We start from the raw sequence: 23,402 nt of genomic DNA, 5'->3' as shown, positions 1-23,402 counted from the left end.
CGTGCCGGGGCAACTCTACAAACGCGGCGGATACGCGGAGCTCACGGCGTGGGGCGCTTCTTGGGGAGCCGGAGTTCGACCTCGGCGCCCTGGCCGGGGGTGGTGATGAGGGACGCGGTGCCGCCGAGGTCGCGGAGCCGGCCGCGGATGGACTGGGCGACGCCGAGCCGGCCCTCCTGTTCGGCGTCGGCGAGCCGGCCTTCCGGGATGCCGGGGCCGTCGTCGCGGACGCTGACGAGGATCTCGCCGGGCTCGTCCTCCAGCAGGATCCAGGCGTGGGCCTGCTCCCCGGCGTGCGTGCGGACGTTGTCGAGGGCGGCGCCGACGGCCGCCGCGAGCTCGGCGGCGGCGTACGCGTCGACCAGGACCGGGGTCCCGGGTGCCGAGATCGTCACCTGCGAGCTGCCGTAGGGCGTGAGCAGGGCCCGTACGTCGCACGGGCCGAGTGCCGCGTCCGCGGCCTCCTGGTCGGCCTCGGCGGCGCCGGTGCGCGAGCGGAGCGCCGCGAGCAGCCGGCCGCGGCGGACCGCGGCGGCGTTCTCGGGGTGCCGGGGGTTGGGGACGAAGCCGTCGGAGACCAGCGCCCGCAGCGCCGACTCCTGCTCACCGGCCATCCGGCCGAGCGCCGCGGCCTCGCCGCCCGCCTCGCTGCCCCGGCGCTGGACCATGGCGAGCACCTGGAGCACGTTGTCGTGGATGTCCCGGGCGAGCCGTTCCCGCTCACGGGTGGCCGCCTCGATCTGCAGCGCCCGCGCGAGGGTCCGCTCGCTGGCGCGGGCGACCTCGACGACATAGCCGATGGCGATGCTCGCCACCCACACCAGCAGGACGTTGTGCAGGCTGTCGCGGGCGAAGGAGCCGCGCTGGACGACGTTGGCGACGCCGACGAGCGTGGAGGCGACCGCGGCCCAGCGCCAGCCACCCTTGATCGCGAAGGCGAGGACGGATCCCGCCGTCCAGATGGACGGCAGCGTCGGGGCGCCCTCGACGATCCGCAGATGCGTGTCGGCGACGGGGGTGAGCAGTATCCCGGTCAGCGCGATGGTGAGGTCGGCGAAGAGGAAGCGCTTGGTGCACCGTTCGGCGGACCGCACCCGCCCCAGGGTGAGGAACGTCCAGACGGTCAGGACCACCATGTACACGGTGGCGACCAGCGGGTGCCGGTACTCCCCGTAGGCGTCGCCGAACAGGGCCAGCGCATAGCCGAGGGTGAGCACGCGGTACGCGATCAGCGCACGCCACAGCGGCTGCTCGACGGACATCCGGATAGCCTTCGCCGCCACCGCTCCCCCTCCCCCGACGGCCCGCCCGGCCGGGTCCTAGGACCCGGCCGGCCCGCCCTTGGCCTGGGCCGCCTTCTCGGCGGCTTCCCGCTCGGCCTTCTCGGACTTCTCCAGCTCGGCCTGCCGCTTGGCCTCCTCCGCGATCTGGCGCTTCGCGGCGGTGGCGTAGATGTCCACGTACTCCTGGCCGGACAGCTTCATGATCTCGTACATGACCTCGTCGGTCACCGAGCGCAGGATGAAGCGGTCGCCCTCCATGCCGTGGTAGCGACTGAAGTCGAGCGGCTTGCCGATCCGGATGCCGGGACGCACCGAGACCTTGGGCAGCACCTTGCCGGGCGGCTGCACCTTCTCGGTGTCGATCATGGCGACGGGGATCACCGGCGCTCCGGAGGCCAGCGCCACCCGGGCCAGGCCGCCGGGCTTGCCCCGGTAGAGCCGGCCGTCGGGGGAACGGGTGCCCTCGGGGTAGATGCCGAACAGCTCACCGCGCTCCAGCACCTGGATCCCGCTGTTGATCGCGGCCTCGCCGGCGCCGCGCGCGCCGGAGCGGTCCACCGGGAGCTGGCCGACGCCCTTGAAGAAGGCGGCCGTCAGCTTCCCCTTCACGCCCGGGGACGTGAAGTACTCCGCCTTGGCGATGAAGGTGACCGGCCGGTCGAGCATCGCGGGGAGGAAGAAGGAGTCCGAGAAGGAGAGGTGATTGCTGGCAAGGATCGCCGGCCCCTCCTTGGGGATGTTCTCGATGCCTTCCACCCAGGGGCGGAAGGCGAGCTTGAGCGGCGAACCGATCGCGAGCTTCATCGCGCCGTAGAACAACCGAGGACCTCCTGTAGCTGACGCAAAGACCTTAACGCCAGTTCGGCCCCCGGCACTCCCCGCGTCCACGCGACGGGGCTTACCGGGGGGTATCCGGGCCGCGTACGCTGAACTCCTGCCACCCTCCCCGCGGCGAACAGGAGTCCCACGGTGCCGCTCATGCCTGGAGCCGAGCCGTACAGCCACGACGGTGGCGAGACCGGTGTCCTGCTCTGTCACGGATTCACCGGCACACCGCAGTCCATGCGCCCCTGGGGCGAGTATCTGGCGGCCCGCGGCCTGACGGTGTCCGTGCCGCTGCTGCCGGGTCACGGCACCCGCTGGCAGGACATGCAGCAGACCGGCTGGCAGGACTGGTACGCCGAGGTCGACCGCGCGCTGCGCGAGTTGTCGGCCCGCTGCTCGCAGGTCTTCGTCTGCGGCATGTCGATGGGTGGCGCCCTGACACTGCGGCTCGCCGCGCTGCACGGCCACTCGATCAGCGGCATCGTCCTGGTGAATCCTTCGGTCAAGGCCGACAGCCACCAGATCAAGGCGGTTCCGGTGCTGCGCCATCTGGTGCCGTCGGTGCCGGGCATCACCAGCGACATCGCCAAGGAGGGCGGCCTGGAGGTCGGTTACGACCGGACGCCGCTGCACGCCGTGTACTCCCTCAGCCGCTTCTGGAAACTCGTCAGAGCGGGGCTGCCGCAGGTCACGCAGCCGTTGCTGCTGCTGCACAGCCGGGTGGACCATGTGGTCCACCCCTCGAACACCGCGGTCGTCCTCAGCAAGGTCTCCTCCAGCGACGTCACCGAGATCGTGCTGGAGCGGAGCTACCACGTGGCGACGCTGGACCATGACGCGGAACAGATCTTCGAGGAGTCCTACGGATTCATCCGGCGCCTGGCGCCCGCGGTGGACAAGGAGGTAACGGCCAGTGGCTGAGCGCGAGGAGGACCAGGTTCCCGACGAGACCGCTCCCGACGCCCCCGAGCCGGCCGTCGCGGACCCCGCCGACGGGGCGGCCCGTGCGCCGCTGGACGAGGACGCCGCCTGGGCCGAGCTGGTCGCGGGCTTCGACGACGAGCCCGAGCCGGGCACCGCCTCCTGGCCCGACGCCGAGAACCTCTCGCCCGCCCGGCCCGACGACCCTGCCGGCGACAGCGACCCGGACGCCGGGTCCGGCCCGCCGACCCGCAGCATCGTCGTCCACCCGGTGATCCACGGCCCGCGCGACTACGCGGCCCATGAGGACGAGGACGAGGGCCACTACGTACCGCCCGAGCCCCCGCCGCTTCCGCAGGCCGATGTCACGACCAAGTTCGCCTGGCTCGCGGTCCTGGGCGGGCCGCTGCTGCTGATCGTGTTCATCCTGCTCCAGCAGGAGATCACCTGGTGGGTCATGACACTGGGCGTCGGCGGCTTCGTCGGCGGCTTCTGCACCCTCGTCACGCGGCTGCGCACGGGCGAGGACGACGACGAGCTGCCCGGTGGCGGCGCGGTCGTCTGACCAGGCCGTTTCCCGCGCGGTTCAGCCGCCGGGGATGACCGACGGGGCCGCGGCCGGGATACGGAACGCGGCCAGCAGCGGCAGGTGGTCGGTGGCGGCCAGCAGGTCCGCCGGATCGACACCGGGAAGGCCCTGCGGCACCCCGCACCCCAGCACCTCGACGCCCTGCGTCGCGAAGATCGCGTCGATGCGCTGGTAGGGGTTGTCCGGCACCGAGGTGAACTCGCTGCCCCACGGCTTGGTGGCCCAGGCGTCCTGGAGCTCCGCCGACAGCCGGCCGAACGCGCGGCCGTCCGGATGGTCGTTGAGATCGCCGCCCGCCACGGCATACGGCTCGCCCATTTCCGCGAGCCGTTCCAGCAGCAGCGCGGACTGTCCGTCGCGTTCCGCCGCGCTGAGGCTGAGGTGGCAGCTGAGCACGGAGAGCCGGGCGCCGCCGATCCGTACGACGGCGGTGGCGAAACCACGCTGGTGCAGACCGGGGGTACGCGGCAGCAGGATGTCCTCGGTGCGCTCGACATGGGCGCGCAGCGAGGAGAGGATCATCGGTCCCGCGGCGGTGGCGCCACCGGTGACGATGACCATGTTGCACTCATGGGCGAGCCAGGCGGCGGCCTTGCGCCAGCGGAAGAAGCGCGGCGCCTCCTGCAGGAGGACGAGGTCGGGGGCGCAGGCCTGGATGACCCGGGCGAGCGCCCCCCTGTCGTCCCGCATGGAGCGGATGTTGTAACTGAGCACGCGGACCACCGCCGAGTCACCCGGCTCGGTGGTCGAGGGCGGCAGGTCCGCGAGCACGGTCGTCAGCCCTGGCGGGCCAGGTCGGCGGCGCCGACCAGTCCTGCCTTGCCGCCGAGCTGCGCGGCGAGCACCTGGGCATGCGGCCGGTACTGGCCGCCCACCAGCCAGCGGCGGAAGGACTTGCGGATCGGGTCGAGCACCAGCTCGCCCTCGTCCGAGACCCCGCCGCCGACGATGAACGCCGACGGGTCGAAGAGCGAGGCCAGGTCGGCCAGGCCCGCGCCCGCCCAGCGGGCCAGCTCACGGAACGAGTCGATCGCCACCGGGTCACCGCCCCGCGCGGCCTCGCTGATGTGCTTGCCCTCGATGGTGTCGGGGTTGCCGTCGCCGAGGGAGAGCAGCAGCTCCGCGTTCTCCGGCGTGGCCGCGGCACGCTGCTTCGCGTAGCGGACGAGAGCGCGCCCGGAGGCGTACTGCTCCCAGCAGCCCTGGCTGCCGCAGCCGCACAGCAGCCCGTCCGGCACCATCCGTACGTGGCCGAACTCGCCCGCCACACCGAACCGGCCGCGGTGCAGCTTGCCGCCGATGATGATGCCGCCGCCGAGGCCGGTGCCGAGGGTGATGCACACGACGTCGTCGTGACCCTGGCCCGCACCGAACTTGTATTCGCCCCACGCCGCCGCGTTCGCGTCGTTCTCGACGATGACGGAGAGGCCGACGCGCTGCTCGACCTTGTCCTTGAGCGCTTCGTGCCGCCAGTTGATGTTCGGGGCGAAGAGCACGGTGGCACGCTTGTCGTCCACGTAGCCGGCCGCGCCGATGCCGACCGCGTCGACCTCATGGCCGGTGCTGACCGTGCGCACCGCGTCCGCGATGGCGTCCACGACTGCCTCGGGGGTCGCCGGGGTCGGCACCTTGCACGTCTCAAGAATCGAGCCGTCCTCATCGACTACGCCGGCCGCGATCTTTGTGCCGCCGATGTCGACGCCGATGGTGAGTCCCATGTGTCCCTCAGTTTTCGGTCGATCCCCGCTTCAGCCAACCGTACCGGAGGGGAGGTCAGTCGAGGTCGATGTGCTCACTGGTTGAGCCGGTGGATGAGTCGGGCGGTGTCTCGGAAGCGCGGTGTCCGGCGGCCGTGTCCTTGGCGGTCCACCGGGTCTCGTGTCCCGCGACGACCGAGCGGTAGGCGGCGAGCAGCTCGACGCCGGCCGAGGACAGATGCTCGAAGACCTCGGGGTTGCGCTCGCGGATGGGCTCGACAACCGACTTGACCTGCGAGATCACCGTCTGTGCGGCGAGTGTCACCGCCGGGTTGCGGAATTCGGCGAGCTTCTCGGTCACGGCCTCGGCGAGCCGTCGCAGCTCTTCCGTGGCGCTGCCGACGCCCTGTCCTGCCTGCTCACGCCGCCGGGCGTTCTCGGCGGCGGTGTCCTCCGCGCTGGCCTTGGCCCACGCGTCGGCGTCGGGCCGGTCGGTGGTCTCGCTCATGACGGTCTCCCTCGCGGCGCTCCGGGGTTGTTCTACCGAAGGTACCCGAATGGACGCACTGCGTTCAGCGCGGCCAGAGGTCGGGATCCGGCGCGAACCGGACCTCCAGGGCTCCGTCGCGCAGCGCCGCGCCGTCGACGGTGCAGCGCCGCAGGGCGGAGGGCAGCGGGAGGATCCGGCGGAAACCTTCCGCGTCGACCACGAGTTCGTCACCCCGCCGGACCAGTCCGAGACCCTCACGGGTGGCCCCGGGCAGCGGCAGCCGCCAGCGGAAACGGTCCTCGGCGCCGGGCTGGTCGGTCACGCTCCACGGATCGGCCGCGCGCCCGTCCGTCCCGTCCGGCTCCGCCCCGGGACCCGGCGGTACGGCGCCGAGCGCGCCGAGGTCGTCGGTGCCGCGCGGTTCCCGTCCCAGGTGCGGCAGTTCATGGACCGCCGTACCGGTTCCGGCCAATTCGGCCCGCAGCGCGGCGAGTTCCTTGTGCTGGACGCCGGACAGGTCGGCGAGCCAGGGGTCGGGCGAGTGGTCGGGCAGCAGCCGGTTGGCGACCACGGCCTCCAGCCGGTGCCCGAAGAGCGCCAGTCCGGTACGGGCGGTCCTGACCGCGTCGGCCGCGGCCGCGCCGGGCTCGACGACCAGCCGTACGGTCGTGCCCGCGGCCTCGATCACGGCCTGGGCGGCGGCGAGTTCACGGTCGACGCGCTCGGCGGCCTCGTACGCCCACTGGGCCGGCATCGGCACGCCCGCGAGCTGGGCGAGCACCGGGCGCAGCGCCCTGGCCGCCTGGCGCTGGACGGGGACGAGCCGCCGCAGGTAGCGGCGCAGCTGCTCGGGGAGGGCGAGGGCGGCGAGCGCCGCGGGGGTGGCCGGCAGGTCGACGACGACCACGTCCCAGCCGGCGGATCCGTCGGCCGATTCGCGCAGCGCGCGCAGCAGGGCCAGCGAGTCGGCGCCGGGGAGTTCGGTGAGTTCCTCGGGGTCCAGCGGTTCGGCGCCGAGCAGGTCCAGGAGGGAGCCGAGCCGGGACTGGACGTCGCGGGCGTCGGCCCGGAACGTCGCCTGGGTGTCTATCCGGTGGGCGCGCAGACCGGGCACGGTGGTCCGGTCCCCGTCGAGTACGGCCTCCAGCGACGTGCCACGGTCCGTGGACAGCAGCAGGGTGCGGGCACCCTGCCGGGCCGCGCTCACCGCCGTGGCGGCGGCCGCCGTGGTGCGGCCGGCTCCGCCGGGGCCGGTGACCAGGACCGTGCGCACGGCGCTCAGCTCTTGTCGGGCGGACTGTCGGGCGCGCCGGCGGGCGGACCGGATTCGACGCGCTTCTTCAGACCGGCGAGTGCGCGGTCGATGATGACCTTCTCGGCCTTACGCTTGATCATGCCGAGCATCGGGATCTTGACGTCGACCGTCAGCTGGTACGTGACCTCGGTGCGCGCGCCACCGTCCAGCGGGGCGACGGCGTACGAGCCGTCCAGGGTGCGGAGCATCTGGGACTTGACCAGCGACCAGTGGACCTCGCTGTCGCCGACCCAGCGGTAGGCGAGCGTGTGGTCGTCCTTGATCGCCCCGGCGTCCAGCAGCAGCCGGACCCGCTCCGCGCGGCCCTCGGCGTCGGCGGAGAGGATCTCCGCCTCCTTCACCTCACCGGTCCACTCGGGATAGCGGTGGAAATCCGCGATGACGCCCATGACGTCGGCCGGGGCCGCCTCGATGGTGATGCTCGACTTGGTGTGTTCCGCCATCGCTGTGGCCCCTCCGGGACTTCGCGCCGTATGTCTGGGTCTGCTGGTGCAGGCTACCGCCTGCCGGTCGAACAACTGTCACCCCGGCACTCACCACTCCAGGGCCCATGGCCTGCGGGTGGCGTTGAAGTGTCCGACGTTGACGCACTCGGTCCTGCCGATCCGCATCCGCGGGACCAGCGGCTGGTGGACATGGCCGAAGAGGGCGTACTTGGGGCGGGTGGTGCGGATCGCGTCGAGCAGCGCCTCGCTGCCGCGTTCGAAGCGGCGGGCGACGGTGTCGTAGCAGAGCTCGGGAACGGCGGGCGGGATGTGCGAGCAGAGCACGTCGACCCGCCCGAGCGCCGCGACCTTCCCGGCGTACTCGGCCTCGTCGATCTCGTACGGGGTGCGCATCGCTGTCCGCAGTCCGCCGCCGACGAAGCCGAAGACCAGGCCGCCGATCTCGGCGGTGCCGCCGTCCAGGACCGTGGTGCCCTCGGTGGCGTACTCCGACCACAGCGCCGGAATGTCGACATTGCCGTAGGTGGCGTACGTCGGCGCGGGAAAGGCCGCGAAGAGTTCCGCGTACTGCTTCCGTACGGCGGTCTCGATGGCGCCGCGCCGGTCGATGCCCTCCCACAGCTCGCGGTCGAGGGCGCGGGCCTCCTCGAAGCGCTTGGCGGTCCGCAGCGCGACCATGCGCGAGGCGTTCGCCGCGCCGAAGAGGTCCGGGAAGATCCCCCGTGAGTGATCGGCGTAGTCCAGGAAGAGCACGAGGTCGCCGAGGCAGATCAAGGCGTCCGCACCGTCTCCGGCCCTGGCCAGAGCCTCCGCCGCACCGTGCACATCGCTCACCACATGGACCCGCATGGCCGTCAGCCTATCGCCGGTTACCTGCGGGTTACCGGCGCTCTGGACTACTGTTCGCGGAGCGGTTCAGCCGCACTCCTGGGTATGTGATGCATAAAACATCTGTACTGCACCCCTATCGCGAAAGCTTTACCGGTGGGTAACGTCCAGGCCGTCCAACTATCCCTCCGGGTGCGCCGTCGCGCCGATGAGGAGCACCAGCCTTGCGTGAGTTCAGCCTTCCGGCCCTTTACGAGGTCCCCGCGGACGGCAACCTGACGGATCTGATCCGCCGCAACGCCGCTCAGCACCCAGCTGTTCCGGTGATCGCCCGCAAGAACGCGGGCGGCGAATGGCAGGACGTCACCGCCACCGACTTCTTCTCCGAGGTCAGAGCCGTCGCCAAGGGACTGATCGCATCCGGCGTGCAGCCTGGCGACCGGGTCGCCCTGATGTCGCCCACCCGGTACGAGTGGACGCTCTTCGACTTCGCGATCTGGAGCGCCGGCGCGGTCGCCGTGCCCGTGTACGAGACGTCCTCGGCCGAACAGGTCGAGTGGATCCTCGGTGACTCGGGCGCGGTGGCCTGCATCGTCGAGTCCGGTACCCACGAGGCCGCCGTCGCCTCGGTGCACGACCGGCTCCCCGAGCTCAAGCACATCTGGCGGATCGACGCCGGTGCCGTGGAACACCTGGTGTCCGTCGGCGCAGACATCTCCGAGAAGGTGGTGGACGAGCGGGGAGCGACCGCCGTCGCGGACTCCCCCGCCACGATCGTGTACACCTCCGGGACCACCGGCCGCCCCAAGGGCTGTGTGCTGAGCCACCGGGCCTTCTTCGCCGAGTGCGGCAATGTGGTGGAACGCCTCGCCCCGCTGTTCAGGACCGGCGAGTCCTCGGTGCTGCTGTTCCTGCCGCTCGCGCACGTCTTCGGCCGGCTGGTCGAGGTGGCGGCCGTGATGGCGCCGATCAAGCTCGGGCACGTCAGCGACATCAAGCACCTCACCGACGAGCTGGCCGCGTTCCGGCCGACGATGATCCTGGGCGTGCCCCGGGTCTTCGAGAAGGTGTACAACTCGGCGCGGGCCAAGGCGCAGGCCGACGGCAAGGGCAAGATCTTCGACAAGGCCGCGGACACCGCGATCACCTACAGCCGGGCGCTGGACTCCGCCGGCGGCCCGTCGGTCGGCCTGAAGTTCAAGCACAAGGTCTTCGACCGGCTGGTCTACAGCAAGCTGCGCGCCGTCCTCGGCGGCCGCGCCACGCACGCCATCTCCGGTGGCGCGCCGCTGGGCGAGCGGCTCGGGCACTTCTACCGGGGCATCGGCTTCACCGTCCTGGAGGGCTACGGCCTCACCGAGTCCTGTGCGGCCACCGCGTTCAACCCCTGGGACCGTACGAAGATCGGCACGGTCGGCCAGCCGCTGCCCGGTTCGACGGTGCGGATCGCCGACGACGGCGAGGTGCTGCTGCATGGCGAGCACCTGTTCTCCGGCTACTGGAACAACCAGACGGCCACCGCCGATGCGGTCTCCGACGGCTGGTTCCACACCGGTGACCTGGGCACGGTCGACGAGGACGGCTATCTGTCCATCACCGGCCGCAAGAAGGAGATCATCGTCACGGCCGGCGGCAAGAACGTCGCCCCCGCCGTGATCGAGGACCGGATCCGGGCCGACGCGCTGATCGCCGAGTGCATGGTCGTCGGTGACGGCAAGCCGTTCATCGCCGCCCTCGTCACTCTGGACGAGGAGTTCCTGCCCCGCTGGGCGGAACAGCACGGCAAGGCCGGCCGCAGCGTGGCCGAACTGGCCGAGGACCCGGAGCTGCTGGCCGCCGTGCAGCACGCGGTGGACCAGGGCAACGCGGCCGTCTCCAAGGCCGAGTCGGTGCGCAAGTTCCAGATCCTGCCGAACCAGTTCACCGAGGAGTCCGGCCATGTGACGCCGTCGCTGAAGCTGAAGCGCAACGTCGTCATGAAGGACTTCGCGGGCGAGATCGAGGCGCTCTACCAGCACTGAGCGCACGCACGGAAAACGGCTCCCCCGGACCTCGTCCGGGGGAGCCGTTGCGCGTCAAGTGCCCTTTACAGCAACGACTTCAGACGTTCCGCCAGCAGATCCCAGCGCCACGCCTCCTCGACCCAGCGCCGGCCGCGCTCGCCCATCCGCCGGCGCAGCTCCGGGTCGCCCAGCAGGGTGACGATCCGGTCCGCCGCCTGCGCGGGCGAACCTCCGGGCACCACCCAGCCGGTCTCGCCGTCCAGCACCGCGTCCGGGGCGCCGCCCGAATCGCCCGCCACCACCGGCAGTCCGGTCGCCGAGGCCTCCAGGTAGACGATTCCCAGGCCTTCGACGTCCAGCCCGCCGCGGCGGGTCCTGCACGGCATCGCGAAGACGTCGCCCGCGCCGTAGTGGGCGGGCAGCTCCTCCCAGGGCACCGGTCCGGTGAAGCGCACGGAGGCGGTGACGCCGGTCCGCGCCGAGAGTTCGGCCAGGTCCTTGGCGTACGGTCCGCCGCCGACCACCAGCAGCACCGCGTCCGGCACGGCGGCCAGGATCCGCGGCATCGCCAGGATCAGCGTGTCCTGTCCCTTGCGCGGCACCAGCCGCGAGACGCACACCACCACCGGCCGGTCCGCGAGCCCGAGCCGGGCCCGTACCGCGGCGCCGCCCGAGGCCGGGTGGAAGGTCTTCTCGTCGACACCGGGCGGCAGTTGCACCATCCGCGCCGCCGCGGCGGGCGTGAGCGCCTTCGCGATCCGCGACCGCGTGTACTCGCCCAGGTACGTGATGGTGTCGGTGCCCTCGCCGATCCGGCGCAGCAGCTGCCGGCTGGCGGGCAGTTGGGCCCAGCCCGCTTCGTGGCCGTGCGTGGTGGCGACCAGCCTGCGCGCGCCCGCCCGGCGCAGCGCGGGGGCCATCAGCCCCAGCGGCGCCGCCGCTCCGAACCACACCGACGAGCAGCCGTGCTCGCGCAGCAGCCCGGCCGCGCGCCGGGTCACGCCGGGGGTGGGCAGCAGCATCGTCGTGCGGTCGCGGATGACCGGGAACGGCTGTTCGGCGTCGAAGCGCTCGACCTCGCCGCCGTCCGGCCCTTTCCACGTCGAGGCGTACACGACCACCTGTCCGGGATCCAGCCGCAGCGCCATGCTGTGCACGAAGGCCTGGATGCCGCCGGGCCGGGGCGGGAAGTCATTGGTGACGATCAAGGTCTTGTCCATCGCCGCCGAGAGTAGCCGACCGGTGCCGGTCCCTGCCGGTCCGCACCGGTCCCTGCCCCTGGGTGTCAGGAACGGACTTCCGGTTCCTTGACGGGCACGCTGTCGTCGCCCGGCACCCGCGCGCCGGGTACCGGGCGGCCGGGGTCGGTCCGGTGCAGCAGGACGACGCCGTCCTTCGCCCACAGCACGGTGTAGCCGTTGTCGAGCAGCAGCAGCACGCGGTCGCGCTGGTCGTCCACCGTCGTGAAGGGGAACATCTTCCGCACCGTCTGGAGCAGCACGTACTCGGCGTCGCGCGGGGTCTCGTCCGCGATGACGACCTGGGCGCGGCGGGTCAGCCGGGGCGCCGCGTTGTTGTCGGCCTCGACAGTGGCCCCCGCCGGCACCAGGCGCACGCCCTCGGCGAGCGCCCGTTCCGAGGGGCTGGGCGTCCAGGCGGCCGGCAGCAGCAGATTGCCCAGACCGCACACGACCGAGATCAGCAGTGAACAGGCCACCGCCACCGGCGTCCAGCGAGCGACCGGCCGCCCGGTGTGTCTGCGGTGCAGCCGGGCCGCCGTCTCCACCGCGGCCACCAGCAGGACCGGCCACAGGAAGGCGTCGTAGTGGTGGGTGGTCGCCCAGTGGCTGGGGTTGTCGGAGAAGAGCCGCTCGGCGAGCAGCGGGACCGCGCACCAGAAGGTGGCGGACCCGAGCGGCAGCAGGAGCAGCGGCCCCAGCAGCCACAGCAGGAGAACCGGTTTCGCCGAGTGGTCGACGGTCACCGCGAAGGCCGCGATCGGATCGGTCAGGAAGCGCAGCGCCGCGGACCCCATGTCCGGGCCGAGGGCGCTGTAGTTCCAGTAGTAGCCGGGCACCCCGCCCATCGCCGGTATCAACACCCGGATCGCGAGCAGCGCCGCCACCGGCCCCAGCACGAACAGCGTGAGCCCGGTACGCACCGCCGGCCGGTCCCCGTCCCGGCGGCCGCGGCCGATGAGGACGGCCCCGTACGCCGCCGCGAGCAGCCCCAGGTCCTCCTTGGTGCAGCACAGCAGGACGGCGCAGACCAGCACCGCGCCGTAGCGCCGGGCCAGCCCGCGCTCCAGCATCAGCAGGGTCAGCGGGACGGCGAAGGCGACCTCGTGGAAGCCGACCCCCGAAGCGCGCAGCAGCGGCCAGCCCAGCCCGTGGACCAGGCAGCTCAGGTCGGCGGCCCTGCGGACGGTGGCCTGCGGCGCCTCGGCGAAGCAGTGCCCCGCGATCCGCCGCACGACCGGCACGCCGGCCGCGAAGAGCGCCGCCTGGGCGCCGATCAGCATGCGGGGGTCGTCCCACACCCAGTACAGCGGGGCGAGGAGGGCGAGGACCGGCGAGAAGTGGTCACCCAGCAGGGAGAAGCCGGGCGGGAACTCGTGGTGGTAGTTCTTGATGGGCGAGCGCGGCAGCTGGAAGTGGGAGTACGCGCGGACCGCCTGGTCGAATATCCCCAGGTCGAACCCGCCGATCCGGACGGTCGCCCACTGCTGCAGCCCCACGGCCAGCACGGCGGCGAAGCAGAGCACGGTCAGGGCGACCGTGCGTATTCGGTCCTGCTGCCGCGCGATCGGCGCGGCTGCCGCGCTCTCGCGCGCGGACTGCGATGCGACGAGCTGTGCCACCGTTCGACGCCCTCCCTCGTGAACGAGCCTTCACCCTACTGGGCGCCGCCGCCGCGTCGTGGGCTCCCTCCGGTCACTCCGGCCGCATGACGCACCGGTGAGCACCGCACAGGTCAGCAGGAAGCCCGTCGTCCTCGTGTGGGCGCTGACCCGCGGTGCGCTGCTGCTGTGCGTCTTCCACGTCGTCGCCCTGCCGGGCCCGGATGTCACGACCGATGTGTCTGTGATCTACCAGGGCTGGTACCAGATCCTGCGCACCGGCACCTTCCCGCTGGACGACGTGACCTGGCAGTATCCGCCGGCCGCCGCCCTCGTCGTGCTCTCCCCCGCGCTGCTGCCGTTCCGGGGCTACGCGGCGGAGTTCTTCTGCCTCGTGTGCGCCGCCGACGCCGCGGTGTTCGCGGCCTGCTGCGGGCCGGCCGGGGCCCCGGCCGGCGGCTCACCGGGGCCTGGGTCTGGGGGATCCGCTCCCCCGTCAGCGCACCGCAGGAATCCGCACCCCCGCGCTCACCTCCCGCTGACGTCCCCACCGCCGGGGGCGCGTGGCACTACCGCGCCGCGGCGATCCGTTCGGCCGACGTCGGATGCGTACCGAACAGCGCATGCAGCACCGGCGGCGGCTCCGGATCCGCGATGTTCGCCACCGCCAGCCGGCGCTGCATCGCGATGAACCCCGCCGGATCCCCCGTCAGCCGCAGCGCGTGCGCGTCGGCCCGGCGTTCCACCCGGCGGCTCAGCGCACATCCGAACGGCCCCGCCAGCGTCGACCCCACCGCGGCCACCGCCGCGAGCAGCATCATCGAGCGCGGGTCGGAGAAGCGGGACACGCCCGCGGCGTCGAGGAGCGGCTGCCGGCTCACCACCGCCGCCAGCACGCACACCCCGGCCGCCGCCCCCAGCGCGCCGAGCACCGTCCCCCACGCCACATCCCGGTGCTTCACATGGCCCAGCTCGTGCGCCACGACCAGCTCGACCTCGCGCGGCTCGGCGGTCGTCAGGAGCGTGTCGTAGGCGACGATCCGCCGCGTCCGGCCGAAGCCGGAGACGTACGCGTTGAGCGCGGTGGTGCGCCGGGAGGCGTCGGCGACGAGGACATCGCGTACGGCGATCCCGTCGCGCGCCGCGAGGGCGAGGAGCGCGTCGCGCAGCGGACCCGGTTCCATCGGGGCGAAGCGGTTGAAGAGCGGTTCGAAGACGACGGGGGCCAGCCACGAGAGAGCGACGGTGACGGCGGCCGCACCGAGCGCCGTCCAGATCCACCACCGGGAGGTGGTCCCGGCGAGCGCGTAGCCGGCGAAGAGCGCACCCAGCGCGAGCGGTACGGAGACGAGCAGCCCGCGCAGCACATCCACCGCCCAGCCGCCCCACCCCTGGGTGACCAGCCCGAACCGGGCTCGTACGATCCGCACCCGGGCGGCGAAGGGCAGCGCGACGAGCTGTCGCAGCAGCACCAGGGCGAGCCCGCCGCCGACGATCCGCGCGGCCCAGGAGTCGCCGAAGAGACCGACGAGGCCGGCGCCGGCCGGGGTCAGCCCGAGGACGAGAAGGAGCAGGAGGGAGGCCAGCCGGCCGGCGAGGGCGGGCGGCCACTGCCCGCGCCGCAGCGCCCGTCCCCGCGCGATCTCCTCAGGGGTGAAGTCCGCCTCCGGCACCCCGTCACCGTCACTGCTCCCACCGGTCGTCATGCCAACTCCCGCTGCACATAGGCGCGCCAGCGCGCGGTGAAGTCGTCGAGGCCGGTCCCGAGGACGGCCCGTAGGTGCGTGTCGAGGGGGCCGCCGGTGCCGGCGGCCCGGTACAGCTCGGTGAGTTTCGCGTCGCCCCAGTCGGCGGCGATCAGCCGGCAGGCGAGCCACGCTCCCTCGTACGCCTGCGCCAGACTGCCGGCCGTCGTCCCGAAGCCGGCGTCGGACGGCAGGTTCCGCGGGACTCTGCCCGCGGCCACGTCTCGGCTCAGTTCGGGCGCGTCCTGGCGGGCGGTGCGGCCGCTGCCGCGGTAGCCGACCCAGTCGGCGAAACCCTCGGTGAGCCACAGCGGGGTGGTCGCGGTGGTGGCGGCACGGGTCGCGACATGGGCCGTCTCGTGGGTGAGCACGACCTGGCGGCCGAACGCGGAAAGCTCCCCGAACGCCTCGGGGTTGATGATCACGCGGTCGGCCGGCGCCCCGGAGGATCCGCCGAGTTCGCCGGTGGTGACGGCGGCGATGCCACGGTAGGTGTCGGGGGCCCCGTGCAGCAGCGCGGCCATCCGCGCCAGCGAGGACGGCGCTTCGACGACGACGCGCCCGCTCCAGCCGTTCCCCCAGGCCCGCCCCACCGCGGGCACCGCACGGTCGGCGGCGTCGGCGTAGGTCCGCAGCGCCGCGGGCCCGTCCGTCCCGAGCACGAGGCTGTGCGCTCCGCGCACCACCCGCACCGGGCCCTGGTCCCACAACTGCTGGGCGTCGTGCCGGTCCCCGGCGACGTACCAGCGGCCGCCGCGCCGGACGAACGTCAGATCGGCGTCCGAGGTGACCGCCGAGGTGTCGTACCCGGTCAGCCGGTAGCCGACCTGGACCCGCGCCAGAGCCCGGTCACTGCCACCACCGCCGGCGTCGGCACCGACACCCGTCACCCGGTACGACCACGAGTCGAGCGGCACCTGCGCCAGGTTCCGGAACACCTGCCGCTGCCGGTCCCGGAATCCCGGGTCGACGTCCGCGAGGAACGCCGTCTCGTCGTGGTGCAGCAGCGCCGCCGCATGCCGGTCGAGCACCGACTGGACGGCGGGAACGCCCGGGCCCGCGGGGACGACGGCAGCACCGCTCCCGCCACCGCCGCACCCGGTGAGCAGCGCCGGCAGGGTCAGCACGACGAGAACCACCGCGCACCACAGCGCGGCGGTCCCGGGTCGCGTGCGCGCTGCCGCCATACGCCCGATCGTACGGGCGCCGCCCCGTGGCCCGGGTCAGGGCCGGGTGGCCGACGGGCAGGTCAGGGCCGGGTGACCGCGGAGATCGGCATCATGTTGACCGGGTCGTAGCGCACCCGCGCGCCCGGGTACGGGGCGTGCACCACCCGGCCGCCGCCGACGTACATCCCCACATGGCTCGCGTTGTCCCGGTAGATCACCAGGTCGCCGGGGCGGGCCTGGTCGAGCGGGACCTGGTGGCCGGCGTGCTTCTGCTCCTGCGAGGTCCGCGGCAGCGACACCCCGGCCTTCCGGTAGGAGTACTGCATGAGGCCGGAACAGTCGAAGGACGACGGGCCCGTGCTGCCCCACACATAGGGCGAGCCGATCGCCGCCCGCGCGGCGGCCACGGCCATCGCGGCGCGGGACGAGGAGGCCGGCAGATCCGGCATGTCGGGTACGGAACGGCTCGAGCGCGACGTCCGGTCGTCCAGGCCGCGGACGAATCCGGCGCGCTGCGCGGCCGGCATCTGGTTGAGGAGCCGCTGCGCCGCGCCGAGTTTGCCCTGCACGCTGCGCTTGCGGTCCTTCATCGTGGACCTGGCGCGTTCCAGGTCGGCCAGCTTGGCCGCCGCCATCGAACGCTTCTGCTCCAGCGAGCGCTGTGCTTCCTGCAGTTGCGCCAGATCGGCGGCCTGGTGGTTGCTGATCCGCTCCAGCGCCTCGGCCCGGTCGAGATAGCTGTCGGGATCGGAGGAGAGCATGAGGGCCATCGTCGGGTCGATGCCGCCGCTGCGGTACTGGGCCCCGGCGATCGCGCCGAGGTCGTCCCGCATCCGGTTGACCCGCTCCTGGCCCCGGGCGGCCTGGTCCTGGAGGGAGGCCACCTCGTGCCGCAGCCGGGTGGCGCGCTCCTGCGCCGCGTTGTACTGCTCGGTGGCCTGTTCGGCCTGCTGGTAGAGCTGTCCCACCCGGGACGACGTGTCGGTCGCGGGACCCGCCGGGTCGGCGGCCGCGACCTGGGCCGCCGCGCCTCCGGAGAGCGCCGCCGCGGCGGCCGCCGCGGAGAGCACGGTGACGCGGGAGGTGCGGGTGAAGCCGGGTTGCGGGGACCGCCGATGTGTTGCCACGGCTGAGACAGTAGTCAGACCATCACGCTGAGTTCAAAGACCGCGCGGCCGTGACGGGCGGGCGGCCTTCTCGATGCCCAGGTCACTGCCGCTCGGCCGTCAGCGGTCACCCTCCGATATCACTCGAATGAACCACACCGCCGGCCGGAGGAGACGTGATTCCGGCCGGGCGGGAGAGTGCCGGGAGAACGAACCGGATCAGATCCGTACGCCGAACTGGAACGGCATGTTGCCGATCGCCTCGTAGCGCACGTACGCACCCGGCTTGGGAGCGTGCAGCACCATGCCGTTGCCGGCGTAGAAGCCGACGTGGTGGCGGTCGCCGAAGAAGATGACCAGGTCGCCGGGGGCCAGCTGGCTCATCGTCAGGTGGGTGCCGTAGTTGGCCTGGTCCTGGGACATCCGGGGGATGTTGACACCCGCCTGCGCGTAGGACCACATGGTGAGGCCGGAGCAGTCGAAGGTGTTGGGACCCGTCTTCGCCCACTCGTACGGCATGCCGATCCTGGTCTTCGCGGCGGCGAGCGCGGCGGCGGCACGCTGCGAGGGCGCGGGAACGTCGCCCAGGTTGGGCCGCTCGTTGCTACGGCTCGCGCGGGCGTCCTGGTCCGCGATGGCCGCCCGCTGCTGCGCGGTCAGCGAGTTGAGCACCTTCTGGGCCGCGGCGAGCTTGCTCTGGGCCGCGTTCTTCTGCTTGCCGAGTTCGGTGCGCGCGCTCTCCAGCGAGGCCATCTTGGTGGTGGCCTCGGCGCGCTGCTGGTCCAGGGTGCGCTTGACTTCCTGGATCTGCTTGAGCGATTCGGCCTGCTGGGCGCTCACCTGGTCCATCATGGATGCCTGGGACAGGTAGGTGTCCGGGTCCGCCGACAGGAAGAGCTGGAGCGTCGGGTCGATGCCGCCGGTGCGGTACTGGGCACTGGCCATCGCGCCGAGGCCGTCGCGCAGGGTGTTGAGCGTGCCCTGTTCGCGCGCCACCTGGTCCTGGAGGTCGCCGACCTCCTTCTGCAGCTTGCCCTGCTGCTCCTTGGCCCCGTTGTACTTCTCGGTGGCCTGCTCCGCCTCGTCGTACAACTTGTCGACCTGGGACTTGACGTCCTTGATGTCGGGCTTGGCGGGGGCGGCGTTCGCGGCCTGGGAAGTGAGGGCGACGGCTGCGGCAGCGGTAGCGGTGAGTACGGTCACCCGCATGCGGCTTGTCGGCTTGGGACGACGGTGGGACGCCACGAAGGCGAGCTCCTTCTTCCTTCAGCCGCCTACCCGGTTGGTCGGCGGTCCCCCCTGCGCCCGGTCGTTCGGCCGCTGGACCCACGGTTTTCGTGGTGCGGCTTGATCGACGGCGCGGAGGTTCGAGCCCCGACCATAGTGACCTTCCTGTGATCGGTTCAAATCCTTGTAGGTAAAACTTCGATCGCGACACGTTTTCTTTACGAAGATCGAACGTGCAGTAGTGGTCATCTGACGCTGAGTTGATCGCAGATGCGCATAAGGGACACCGGAGTGCGAGGCACACCGGTACGGGAGCGGACCGGAGTTCAGCCGCGCGCGAGCCGCTTGAGGAGCAGCGTCGATGCGACGGGCCGCGCACCGGCCTTGGCGACGCCGTCGGCGACCTCACGGTCCGCGGAGACCACCACGACGACCCGCCCCGGCGGTTCCGCCCGGACCAGGCGGCGGATCAACTCGTCGGCGGTCTCGCCCGCCTTGCTGAACATCACCCGCACCCCGCGCGGCGGCGCCAGCAGCACCGGGGCGTCCAGATCGGCCCCGTCGAAGACACAGGTGACCTCGGCGCCGCTCTGCGCCGCCAGCACCGCGAGGCCGCCGAGCAGCCGCAGCCGCTGCTTCTCCAACGGCAGGGACGGATAACCCGTCTTGGTGACGTTGTAGCCGTCGATCACCAGGTGCGCCTGCGGGAGGGCCAGCAACTGGTCGAGCAGGGCCGGGTCGTTCTCGGACAGGGCGCGCTGCGCGATGTCCTTGGGGCTGATCGTGCCGGGCGCGACCGCTTCGACGGTGTCGGCCGGCCGGACGCCCATGGTGTCGCGCGGTGGCAGCGCCAGCTCGCGGCGCAGCCCGGTGGCCGCGTCCAGCACGGTGTCCAGCAACAGCCGCAGCCGTACGCCCTCGGCGCTGCGGCCCTCGCGCACGGACCTGCGGCCCGCCTCCAGGGCGGCCTCGGCCTCGGTGACGCGGGTCCTGAGCCGGCGTGCCTCGTTCTCGGCGGCGGCCTTGTCCGCGGCGGCCGCGGCCCGGACCTCCTCCAGCTCGGTCTCCACCTTGCGCAGCGCCGCCTCGGCACGCTTCATGTCGCTGACCGCGCTGCGCAGCCTGCGCTGCGTCGTGTCGATCTCCTTGCGGGCAGCCTCCAGCTCGCCGCGGCCGCGGGCGGCCTCGTCACGGGCCTGCAGCTGGAAATCGGCCAGCTCGTCCCTGAGCTGCTGCAGTTCGCGGGTGGTCTCACCGTCGGCCCGTTCGGCCAGCGCGCGCTGCGCCTCCTCGCCGGCGGTCGCGACGATCTTGGCCCAGCCGGCCGGGCGCAGCAGATAGGCGGCGGCGGCCACGTCGAGCGGGTCCGCGGCGGGCGGCGGGGTGCCCGCCTCCAGCGCCTCGGCCAGCTCCGGCTGGGACTCACGCAGCCGGGCGGCGATCTTCTGCCGGAAGGCGGGATCGGTCTCCAGGGCGGTGGCCAGCGCGGTCGCCGCGAACTTGGCGCGCCGCGACGGGGTGAACCGGGCATAGGGCCGCAGCGGGGACGGCAGTTCGGCGAGGGTGAGGCCGCCGAAGGCATCAGCGGCTATCGTCACGACCCGGTGCCGCACGCCTTCGGGCAGCGGTCGGTCCAGGGCCGGCTCGGCCGCCTCGTCGGCGCCGCTGCTCTCGGCCTGCGGGTGCCCGCCGGTCCCATCCACCAGTCACTCCCGTCCAGTGCTGTCGGCGCCTCCCCGGCCCCCTTCGATCCCTCCGGCCGCCGCCGTACAAGTCCATTGTCGCCGCACAGGGTCAACCCTGCGTCGAATCCGCTTCCGCTTCGACACCGGCGTCGGCGCCGCCCTCGGCTCCCGCACTGGGCCGGTCGACCAACTCGACCTGGTCGGCCGCGTTGCACCAGCGGCAGCGCACCGACTCCACGGTCTCGCTGAGCACCTCGGTCTCCTCGACCTTCGCCTCACCGGCGAGGTCCAGGTGGACGTACTCCACGACCTTCGTCGATCGCGTGACATCGAACCGGGTCAGATTGCCGCACAGCGTGCAGCGCCACCGGGTCGTCGCGGTCGGCAGGGGAACCGGCATCGGGCGGACACCTCTTTCGGGACTTTCGGGTCGGCACGTGGCGTACGCGCGCGTTCCGGTTACCCTACGGCCTCCACGGCGGGCGGCGCTGCGGCGAGGCGCCCCCTGACCGATACGCCTGTTCCGTCATGATCGATACATGGTCATCCCGGTCTACGACAAGAACCCGGTCCGCCGCACTCCCGTGGTGACGTACGCCTTGATCGCCCTGTGCGTGGTCGTGTTCCTGCTGGGTCCGATCTCGGGGTTCAACCCCTCCTACGGCACGGGTGACCAGCTCCAGTGCGCCCAGGCGGTGTATTTCGACCGCTGGGGAGTCATCCCCGCCGAGCTGTTCCACGGGCAGCTGCCGCTGGACCGGCTGGGGCTGCCCGCCGGCTGCCCGGCCCCGCACACGTTCACCAAAATGACATTTCCGTCGGTGCTCACCGCGATGTTCGTCCATGGAAGTTGGCTGCATCTGATCGGCAACATGCTGTTTTTGTACGTCTTCGGCGACAACGTCGAGAGCCGCATGGGCCGCTTCCGCTATCTGCTGTTCTTTCTGGCCGCCGGATACCTCGCCACGTACGGCTTCGCGCTCGCCGGCGCCGACTCGACGCAGACCCTGGTCGGCGCCTCCGGCGCCATCTCCGGGGCGCTCGGGGCGTATCTCTACCTCTATCCCAAGGCGCGGGTGACGAGCCTGTTCCCGTTCCTCTTCTTCGTCCCGCTGCGCTTCCCGGCCTGGATGGTTCTCGGCTTCTGGTTCGCGCTGCAGTGGCTGGCCGCCCAGACCAGCCAGTCGGGTCCCGGGGTCGCCTATCTGGCCCACGTGGTGGGCTTTGTCTTCGGCTTCCTGGCCGCCGTGGTGTGCTTCCGCCGAAGCCCTAAGCTGGAGACCGCAGCCAGGGCGACCCAAGGAGACCTACAGCCGTGATCACCGCGATCGTGCTCATCAAGACCAGCGTCGACCGGATCCCCGAGATCGCCGAGGCGATCGCCGCCCTGGACAGCGTCAGCGAGGTCTATTCGGTCACCGGGACGTACGACCTGGTCGCCATGGTCCGGGTCTCCCGGCACGACGACCTCGCGGACATCATCCCGGGCCGGATCAGCAAGATCCCCGGCGTCGAGGCCACCGACACGCATGTCGCGTTCCGCACGTACTCCCAGCACGACCTGGAGGCTGCCTTCGCGATCGGCCTCGAAGGCTGACGCGGCCGGCCGCCGCCCGGCGTATCCGGCCGCTCAGTCGCGGGCGGGCACGCAGCGGCCGTCCTCGGTGCGGTAGTTCCACTTGGCGCCGTCCCTGACGAGTTCCGTGACGGCGCCCAGGAAGCGGTCCACGTGCTCGTCCGGCGTGCCCGCCCCGAAGCTCACACGGATCGCGTTGAGCGACTTCTCCCCCGGCTCGGTCTCCGGGGATCCGCACTCGCCCGGCTCGGTCGGCTCGCTGCCCAGCAGGGTGCGGACCAGCGGGTGGGCGCAGAAGAGGCCGTCGCGCACCCCGATGCCGTACTCGGCGGACAGCGCGGCGGCGAAGTGCGAGCTGTTCCAGCCGTCCACGACGAACGAGATGACACCGACCCGGGGCGCGTCGTCGCCGAACAGCGACAGCACCCGGACCTCCGGTACTCCGGCCAGTCCGGCGCGGACCCGGGTGACCAGGCCCTGCTCCCGCTCCACGAGCGAGTCGAAGCCCGCCTCGGTCAGCGCCCGGCAGGCCGAGGCGATCGAGTACACGCCGATGACGTTCGGCGATCCGGCCTCGTGCCGGGCCGCGGTGGTGTGCCACTCGACGTCCACCCCGCCGTCGGCACGCCGCGCGACCTTGCGGCTCGCGCCGCCGCCCGCCAGGTACGGCTCGGCCTCCTGCAGCCAGTCCGCCCGGCCGGCCAGCACGCCGGAGCCGAACGGGGCGTAGAGCTTGTGCCCGGAGAACGCCACCCAGTCCACGTCCAGCTCCGCGATGTCCACCGGGTGGTGCGGGGCGAGCTGCGCGGCGTCCAGCACGATGCGGGCGCCGTGCGCGTGCGCCGCGTCGGCCAGCTCACGGACCGGCCACAGCTCACCGGTGACGTTCGAGGCGCCGGTCACGCACACGAGCGCGGGGCCGTAGGGGTCGCGCTGCGCGAGCGCCGCCTCCAGCGAGGCGACGGCCTGCTCGGGGGTGCGGGGCGCGGTCAGGTACGTGACGCGCGCGTCCCGCCACGGCAGCAGCGACGCGTGGTGCTCGGTCTCGAAGACGAAGACCTGGGTGCCGGCCGGGAGCACCGAGGCCAGCAGGTTCAGCGAGTCGGTGGTCGAGCGGGTGAAGACCACCTGGTCGCCCTCCCGGCAGCCCAGGAAGTCGGCCACCGTCGCCCGGCTCTGCTCGAACAGGTCGGTGGAGAGCTGCGACAGGTAACCGGCCCCGCGGTGCACGCTGCCGTAGTAGGGCGCGTACGCGGCCACGTCGTCCCAGACCCGCTGCAGCGCGGGCGCGCTGGCCGCGTAGTCCAGGGCCGCGTAGGTGACCTCGCCGCCGGTCACCAGCGGGACCCGGACGTCACGGCCGAGCACTTCGAGGGGAGCGGTGGCCACGGAACCGGGGGTGCAGGTGGAAACGGGGTGCACGGACATGACGGAGCTCCTCAGGGACCTGGACCCCGGAAGCAGTCGCGAAGGGGCCCGCGCTTGCCGTAGACACCTCGCCTACGGCCCGGTCATCACCTGGGGCACCCCGCCACGGACGGAGGGTTGCCGGACAGCAAGCCAGGGCCAAATCGCTGTCACTCGTGACCTGACGAGAAGTATGCCAGCTGTCCTGCCGACGGCAAGCGGCATTCCGCGATACGGACGGTCCTCCGGAC

The 23,402-nt window shown here is 72.3% G+C and carries 22 protein-coding genes, 1 pseudogene and 1 riboswitch; of the genes and pseudogenes, 6 read left to right on the top strand and 17 right to left on the bottom strand.

All coding sequences use genetic code 11. From position 1 onward, the window contains the following. Nucleotides 1-41: 41 nt before the first annotated feature. Nucleotides 42-1,262 carry a MacS family sensor histidine kinase gene (gene macS / locus G3I60_RS32070; RefSeq protein ID WP_164296248.1) on the bottom strand — a complete coding sequence of 407 codons (1,221 nt, stop codon included), beginning with the start codon at nucleotides 1,260-1,262 and terminating at the stop codon, nucleotides 42-44. A gap of 57 nt (nucleotides 1,263-1,319) precedes the next feature. Continuing rightward, nucleotides 1,320-2,102 carry a 1-acyl-sn-glycerol-3-phosphate acyltransferase gene (locus tag G3I60_RS32065; RefSeq protein ID WP_164296246.1) on the bottom strand — a complete coding sequence of 261 codons (783 nt, stop codon included), beginning with the start codon at nucleotides 2,100-2,102 and terminating at the stop codon, nucleotides 1,320-1,322. Nucleotides 2,103-2,252: 150 nt separating this feature from the next. Between G3I60_RS32065 and G3I60_RS32060 the strand changes: the two genes are divergently transcribed. After that, nucleotides 2,253-3,029, top strand: coding sequence for a carboxylesterase (locus G3I60_RS32060; RefSeq protein WP_138356178.1), 777 nt, complete (start codon nucleotides 2,253-2,255; stop codon nucleotides 3,027-3,029). Between the two features lie 91 nt (nucleotides 3,030-3,120). Next, complete coding sequence (locus G3I60_RS32055) at nucleotides 3,121-3,594, top strand: hypothetical protein (RefSeq protein WP_164296281.1); 474 nt, start codon at nucleotides 3,121-3,123, stop codon at nucleotides 3,592-3,594. Between the two features lie 21 nt (nucleotides 3,595-3,615). Here G3I60_RS32055 and G3I60_RS32050 read toward each other — a convergent pair whose 3' ends face one another. The 6 genes from G3I60_RS32050 to G3I60_RS32025 all read right to left on the bottom strand — a co-directional run bounded on the left by G3I60_RS32050 (nucleotide 3,616) and on the right by G3I60_RS32025 (nucleotide 8,415). Beyond that, nucleotides 3,616-4,398: an endonuclease/exonuclease/phosphatase family protein gene (locus G3I60_RS32050; protein WP_164296279.1), complete on the bottom strand. Its 783-nt coding sequence runs from the start codon at nucleotides 4,396-4,398 to the stop codon at nucleotides 3,616-3,618. Next, complete coding sequence (locus G3I60_RS32045) at nucleotides 4,395-5,336, bottom strand: ROK family glucokinase (protein ID WP_138356180.1); 942 nt, start codon at nucleotides 5,334-5,336, stop codon at nucleotides 4,395-4,397. The genes G3I60_RS32050 and G3I60_RS32045 overlap by 4 nt, the downstream gene beginning before the upstream one ends. Before the next feature lie 55 nt (nucleotides 5,337-5,391). Continuing rightward, nucleotides 5,392-5,823 carry a DUF5304 domain-containing protein gene (locus G3I60_RS32040; protein WP_164296244.1) on the bottom strand — a complete coding sequence of 144 codons (432 nt, stop codon included), beginning with the start codon at nucleotides 5,821-5,823 and terminating at the stop codon, nucleotides 5,392-5,394. 64 nt (nucleotides 5,824-5,887) lie between these two features. Continuing rightward, a complete protein-coding gene (locus G3I60_RS32035) occupies nucleotides 5,888-7,078 on the bottom strand; it encodes an ArsA-related P-loop ATPase (protein WP_164296243.1) in 1,191 nt (396 codons plus the stop codon). 5 nt (nucleotides 7,079-7,083) lie between these two features. Next, complete coding sequence (locus G3I60_RS32030) at nucleotides 7,084-7,563, bottom strand: SRPBCC family protein (protein WP_164296242.1); 480 nt, start codon at nucleotides 7,561-7,563, stop codon at nucleotides 7,084-7,086. Nucleotides 7,564-7,653: 90 nt separating this feature from the next. After that, nucleotides 7,654-8,415 (bottom strand): metallophosphoesterase, encoded by a 762-nt coding sequence (locus G3I60_RS32025; RefSeq protein WP_138356183.1) that lies wholly within the window; start codon nucleotides 8,413-8,415, stop codon nucleotides 7,654-7,656. A gap of 203 nt (nucleotides 8,416-8,618) precedes the next feature. Between G3I60_RS32025 and G3I60_RS32020 the strand changes: the two genes are divergently transcribed. Then, on the top strand, nucleotides 8,619-10,415 hold the full coding sequence (locus G3I60_RS32020) for a long-chain fatty acid--CoA ligase (RefSeq protein ID WP_164608067.1): 1,797 nt from the start codon (nucleotides 8,619-8,621) through the stop codon (nucleotides 10,413-10,415). Between the two features lie 65 nt (nucleotides 10,416-10,480). On the opposite strand, the gene G3I60_RS32015 is transcribed toward G3I60_RS32020, so the two are convergent. Together G3I60_RS32015 and G3I60_RS32010 are read right to left on the bottom strand one after the other, a co-directional pair. Beyond that, complete coding sequence (locus G3I60_RS32015) at nucleotides 10,481-11,617, bottom strand: glycosyltransferase family 4 protein (protein WP_164296238.1); 1,137 nt, start codon at nucleotides 11,615-11,617, stop codon at nucleotides 10,481-10,483. Nucleotides 11,618-11,682: 65 nt separating this feature from the next. Continuing rightward, on the bottom strand, nucleotides 11,683-13,257 hold the full coding sequence (locus G3I60_RS32010) for a DUF2079 domain-containing protein (RefSeq protein WP_244809137.1): 1,575 nt from the start codon (nucleotides 13,255-13,257) through the stop codon (nucleotides 11,683-11,685). Nucleotides 13,258-13,354: 97 nt separating this feature from the next. Between G3I60_RS32010 and G3I60_RS45865 the strand changes: the two are divergent. Continuing rightward, nucleotides 13,355-13,716 (top strand): annotated as a pseudogene (locus G3I60_RS45865) (hypothetical protein); the annotation flags it as partial. Between the two features lie 89 nt (nucleotides 13,717-13,805). On the opposite strand, the gene G3I60_RS32005 reads toward G3I60_RS45865, so the two are convergent. The 6 genes from G3I60_RS32005 to G3I60_RS31980 form a co-directional block, all read right to left on the bottom strand. Beyond that, nucleotides 13,806-14,942: a M48 family metallopeptidase gene (locus G3I60_RS32005; protein ID WP_203674390.1), complete on the bottom strand. Its 1,137-nt coding sequence runs from the start codon at nucleotides 14,940-14,942 to the stop codon at nucleotides 13,806-13,808. Further along, nucleotides 14,939-16,168 (bottom strand): hypothetical protein, encoded by a 1,230-nt coding sequence (locus G3I60_RS32000; protein WP_164608065.1) that lies wholly within the window; start codon nucleotides 16,166-16,168, stop codon nucleotides 14,939-14,941. Before G3I60_RS32000 ends, G3I60_RS32005 begins: the two co-directional genes overlap by 4 nt. A gap of 62 nt (nucleotides 16,169-16,230) precedes the next feature. Beyond that, the gene (locus G3I60_RS31995; protein ID WP_164296235.1) at nucleotides 16,231-17,277 is read right to left on the bottom strand and encodes a C40 family peptidase; all 1,047 of its coding nucleotides are present in this window, start codon (nucleotides 17,275-17,277) and stop codon (nucleotides 16,231-16,233) included. A gap of 198 nt (nucleotides 17,278-17,475) precedes the next feature. Next, nucleotides 17,476-18,501 carry an NlpC/P60 family protein gene (locus G3I60_RS31990; protein ID WP_164296234.1) on the bottom strand — a complete coding sequence of 342 codons (1,026 nt, stop codon included), beginning with the start codon at nucleotides 18,499-18,501 and terminating at the stop codon, nucleotides 17,476-17,478. Between the two features lie 308 nt (nucleotides 18,502-18,809). Next, the gene (locus G3I60_RS31985; protein WP_138356189.1) at nucleotides 18,810-20,186 is read right to left on the bottom strand and encodes an NYN domain-containing protein; all 1,377 of its coding nucleotides are present in this window, start codon (nucleotides 20,184-20,186) and stop codon (nucleotides 18,810-18,812) included. A 91-nt stretch (nucleotides 20,187-20,277) separates the two neighbouring features. Next, entirely contained in the window at nucleotides 20,278-20,568 is a 291-nt protein-coding gene (locus G3I60_RS31980) for a hypothetical protein (RefSeq protein ID WP_138356190.1), read from the bottom strand. A 139-nt stretch (nucleotides 20,569-20,707) separates the two neighbouring features. Here G3I60_RS31980 and G3I60_RS31975 point away from each other — a divergent pair, with 139 nt between their 5' ends. Together G3I60_RS31975 and G3I60_RS31970 are read left to right on the top strand one after the other, a co-directional pair. Beyond that, nucleotides 20,708-21,487, top strand: a complete 780-nt coding sequence (locus G3I60_RS31975; protein WP_164296232.1) for a rhomboid family intramembrane serine protease — start codon at nucleotides 20,708-20,710, stop codon at nucleotides 21,485-21,487. Next, nucleotides 21,484-21,765 (top strand): Lrp/AsnC family transcriptional regulator, encoded by a 282-nt coding sequence (locus G3I60_RS31970; protein WP_138356192.1) that lies wholly within the window; start codon nucleotides 21,484-21,486, stop codon nucleotides 21,763-21,765. The genes G3I60_RS31975 and G3I60_RS31970 overlap by 4 nt, the downstream gene beginning before the upstream one ends. A 33-nt stretch (nucleotides 21,766-21,798) precedes the next feature. Here the strand turns inward: G3I60_RS31970 and G3I60_RS31965 are convergent, their stop codons facing one another. Continuing rightward, nucleotides 21,799-23,172: an aminotransferase class V-fold PLP-dependent enzyme gene (locus G3I60_RS31965; protein WP_164296231.1), complete on the bottom strand. Its 1,374-nt coding sequence runs from the start codon at nucleotides 23,170-23,172 to the stop codon at nucleotides 21,799-21,801. Nucleotides 23,173-23,217: 45 nt separating this feature from the next. After that, nucleotides 23,218-23,333, bottom strand: a riboswitch (SAM riboswitch). Between the last annotated feature and the right edge of the window lie 69 nt (nucleotides 23,334-23,402).

It is taken from the genome of Streptomyces sp. SID13666 (assembly GCF_010548325.1).
GTDB classification, from domain to species: domain Bacteria; phylum Actinomycetota; class Actinomycetes; order Streptomycetales; family Streptomycetaceae; genus Actinacidiphila; species Actinacidiphila fildesensis.
The sequence above is the reverse complement of the archived record's forward strand: the minus strand, read 5'-3'. Positions and strand labels throughout refer to the sequence as shown.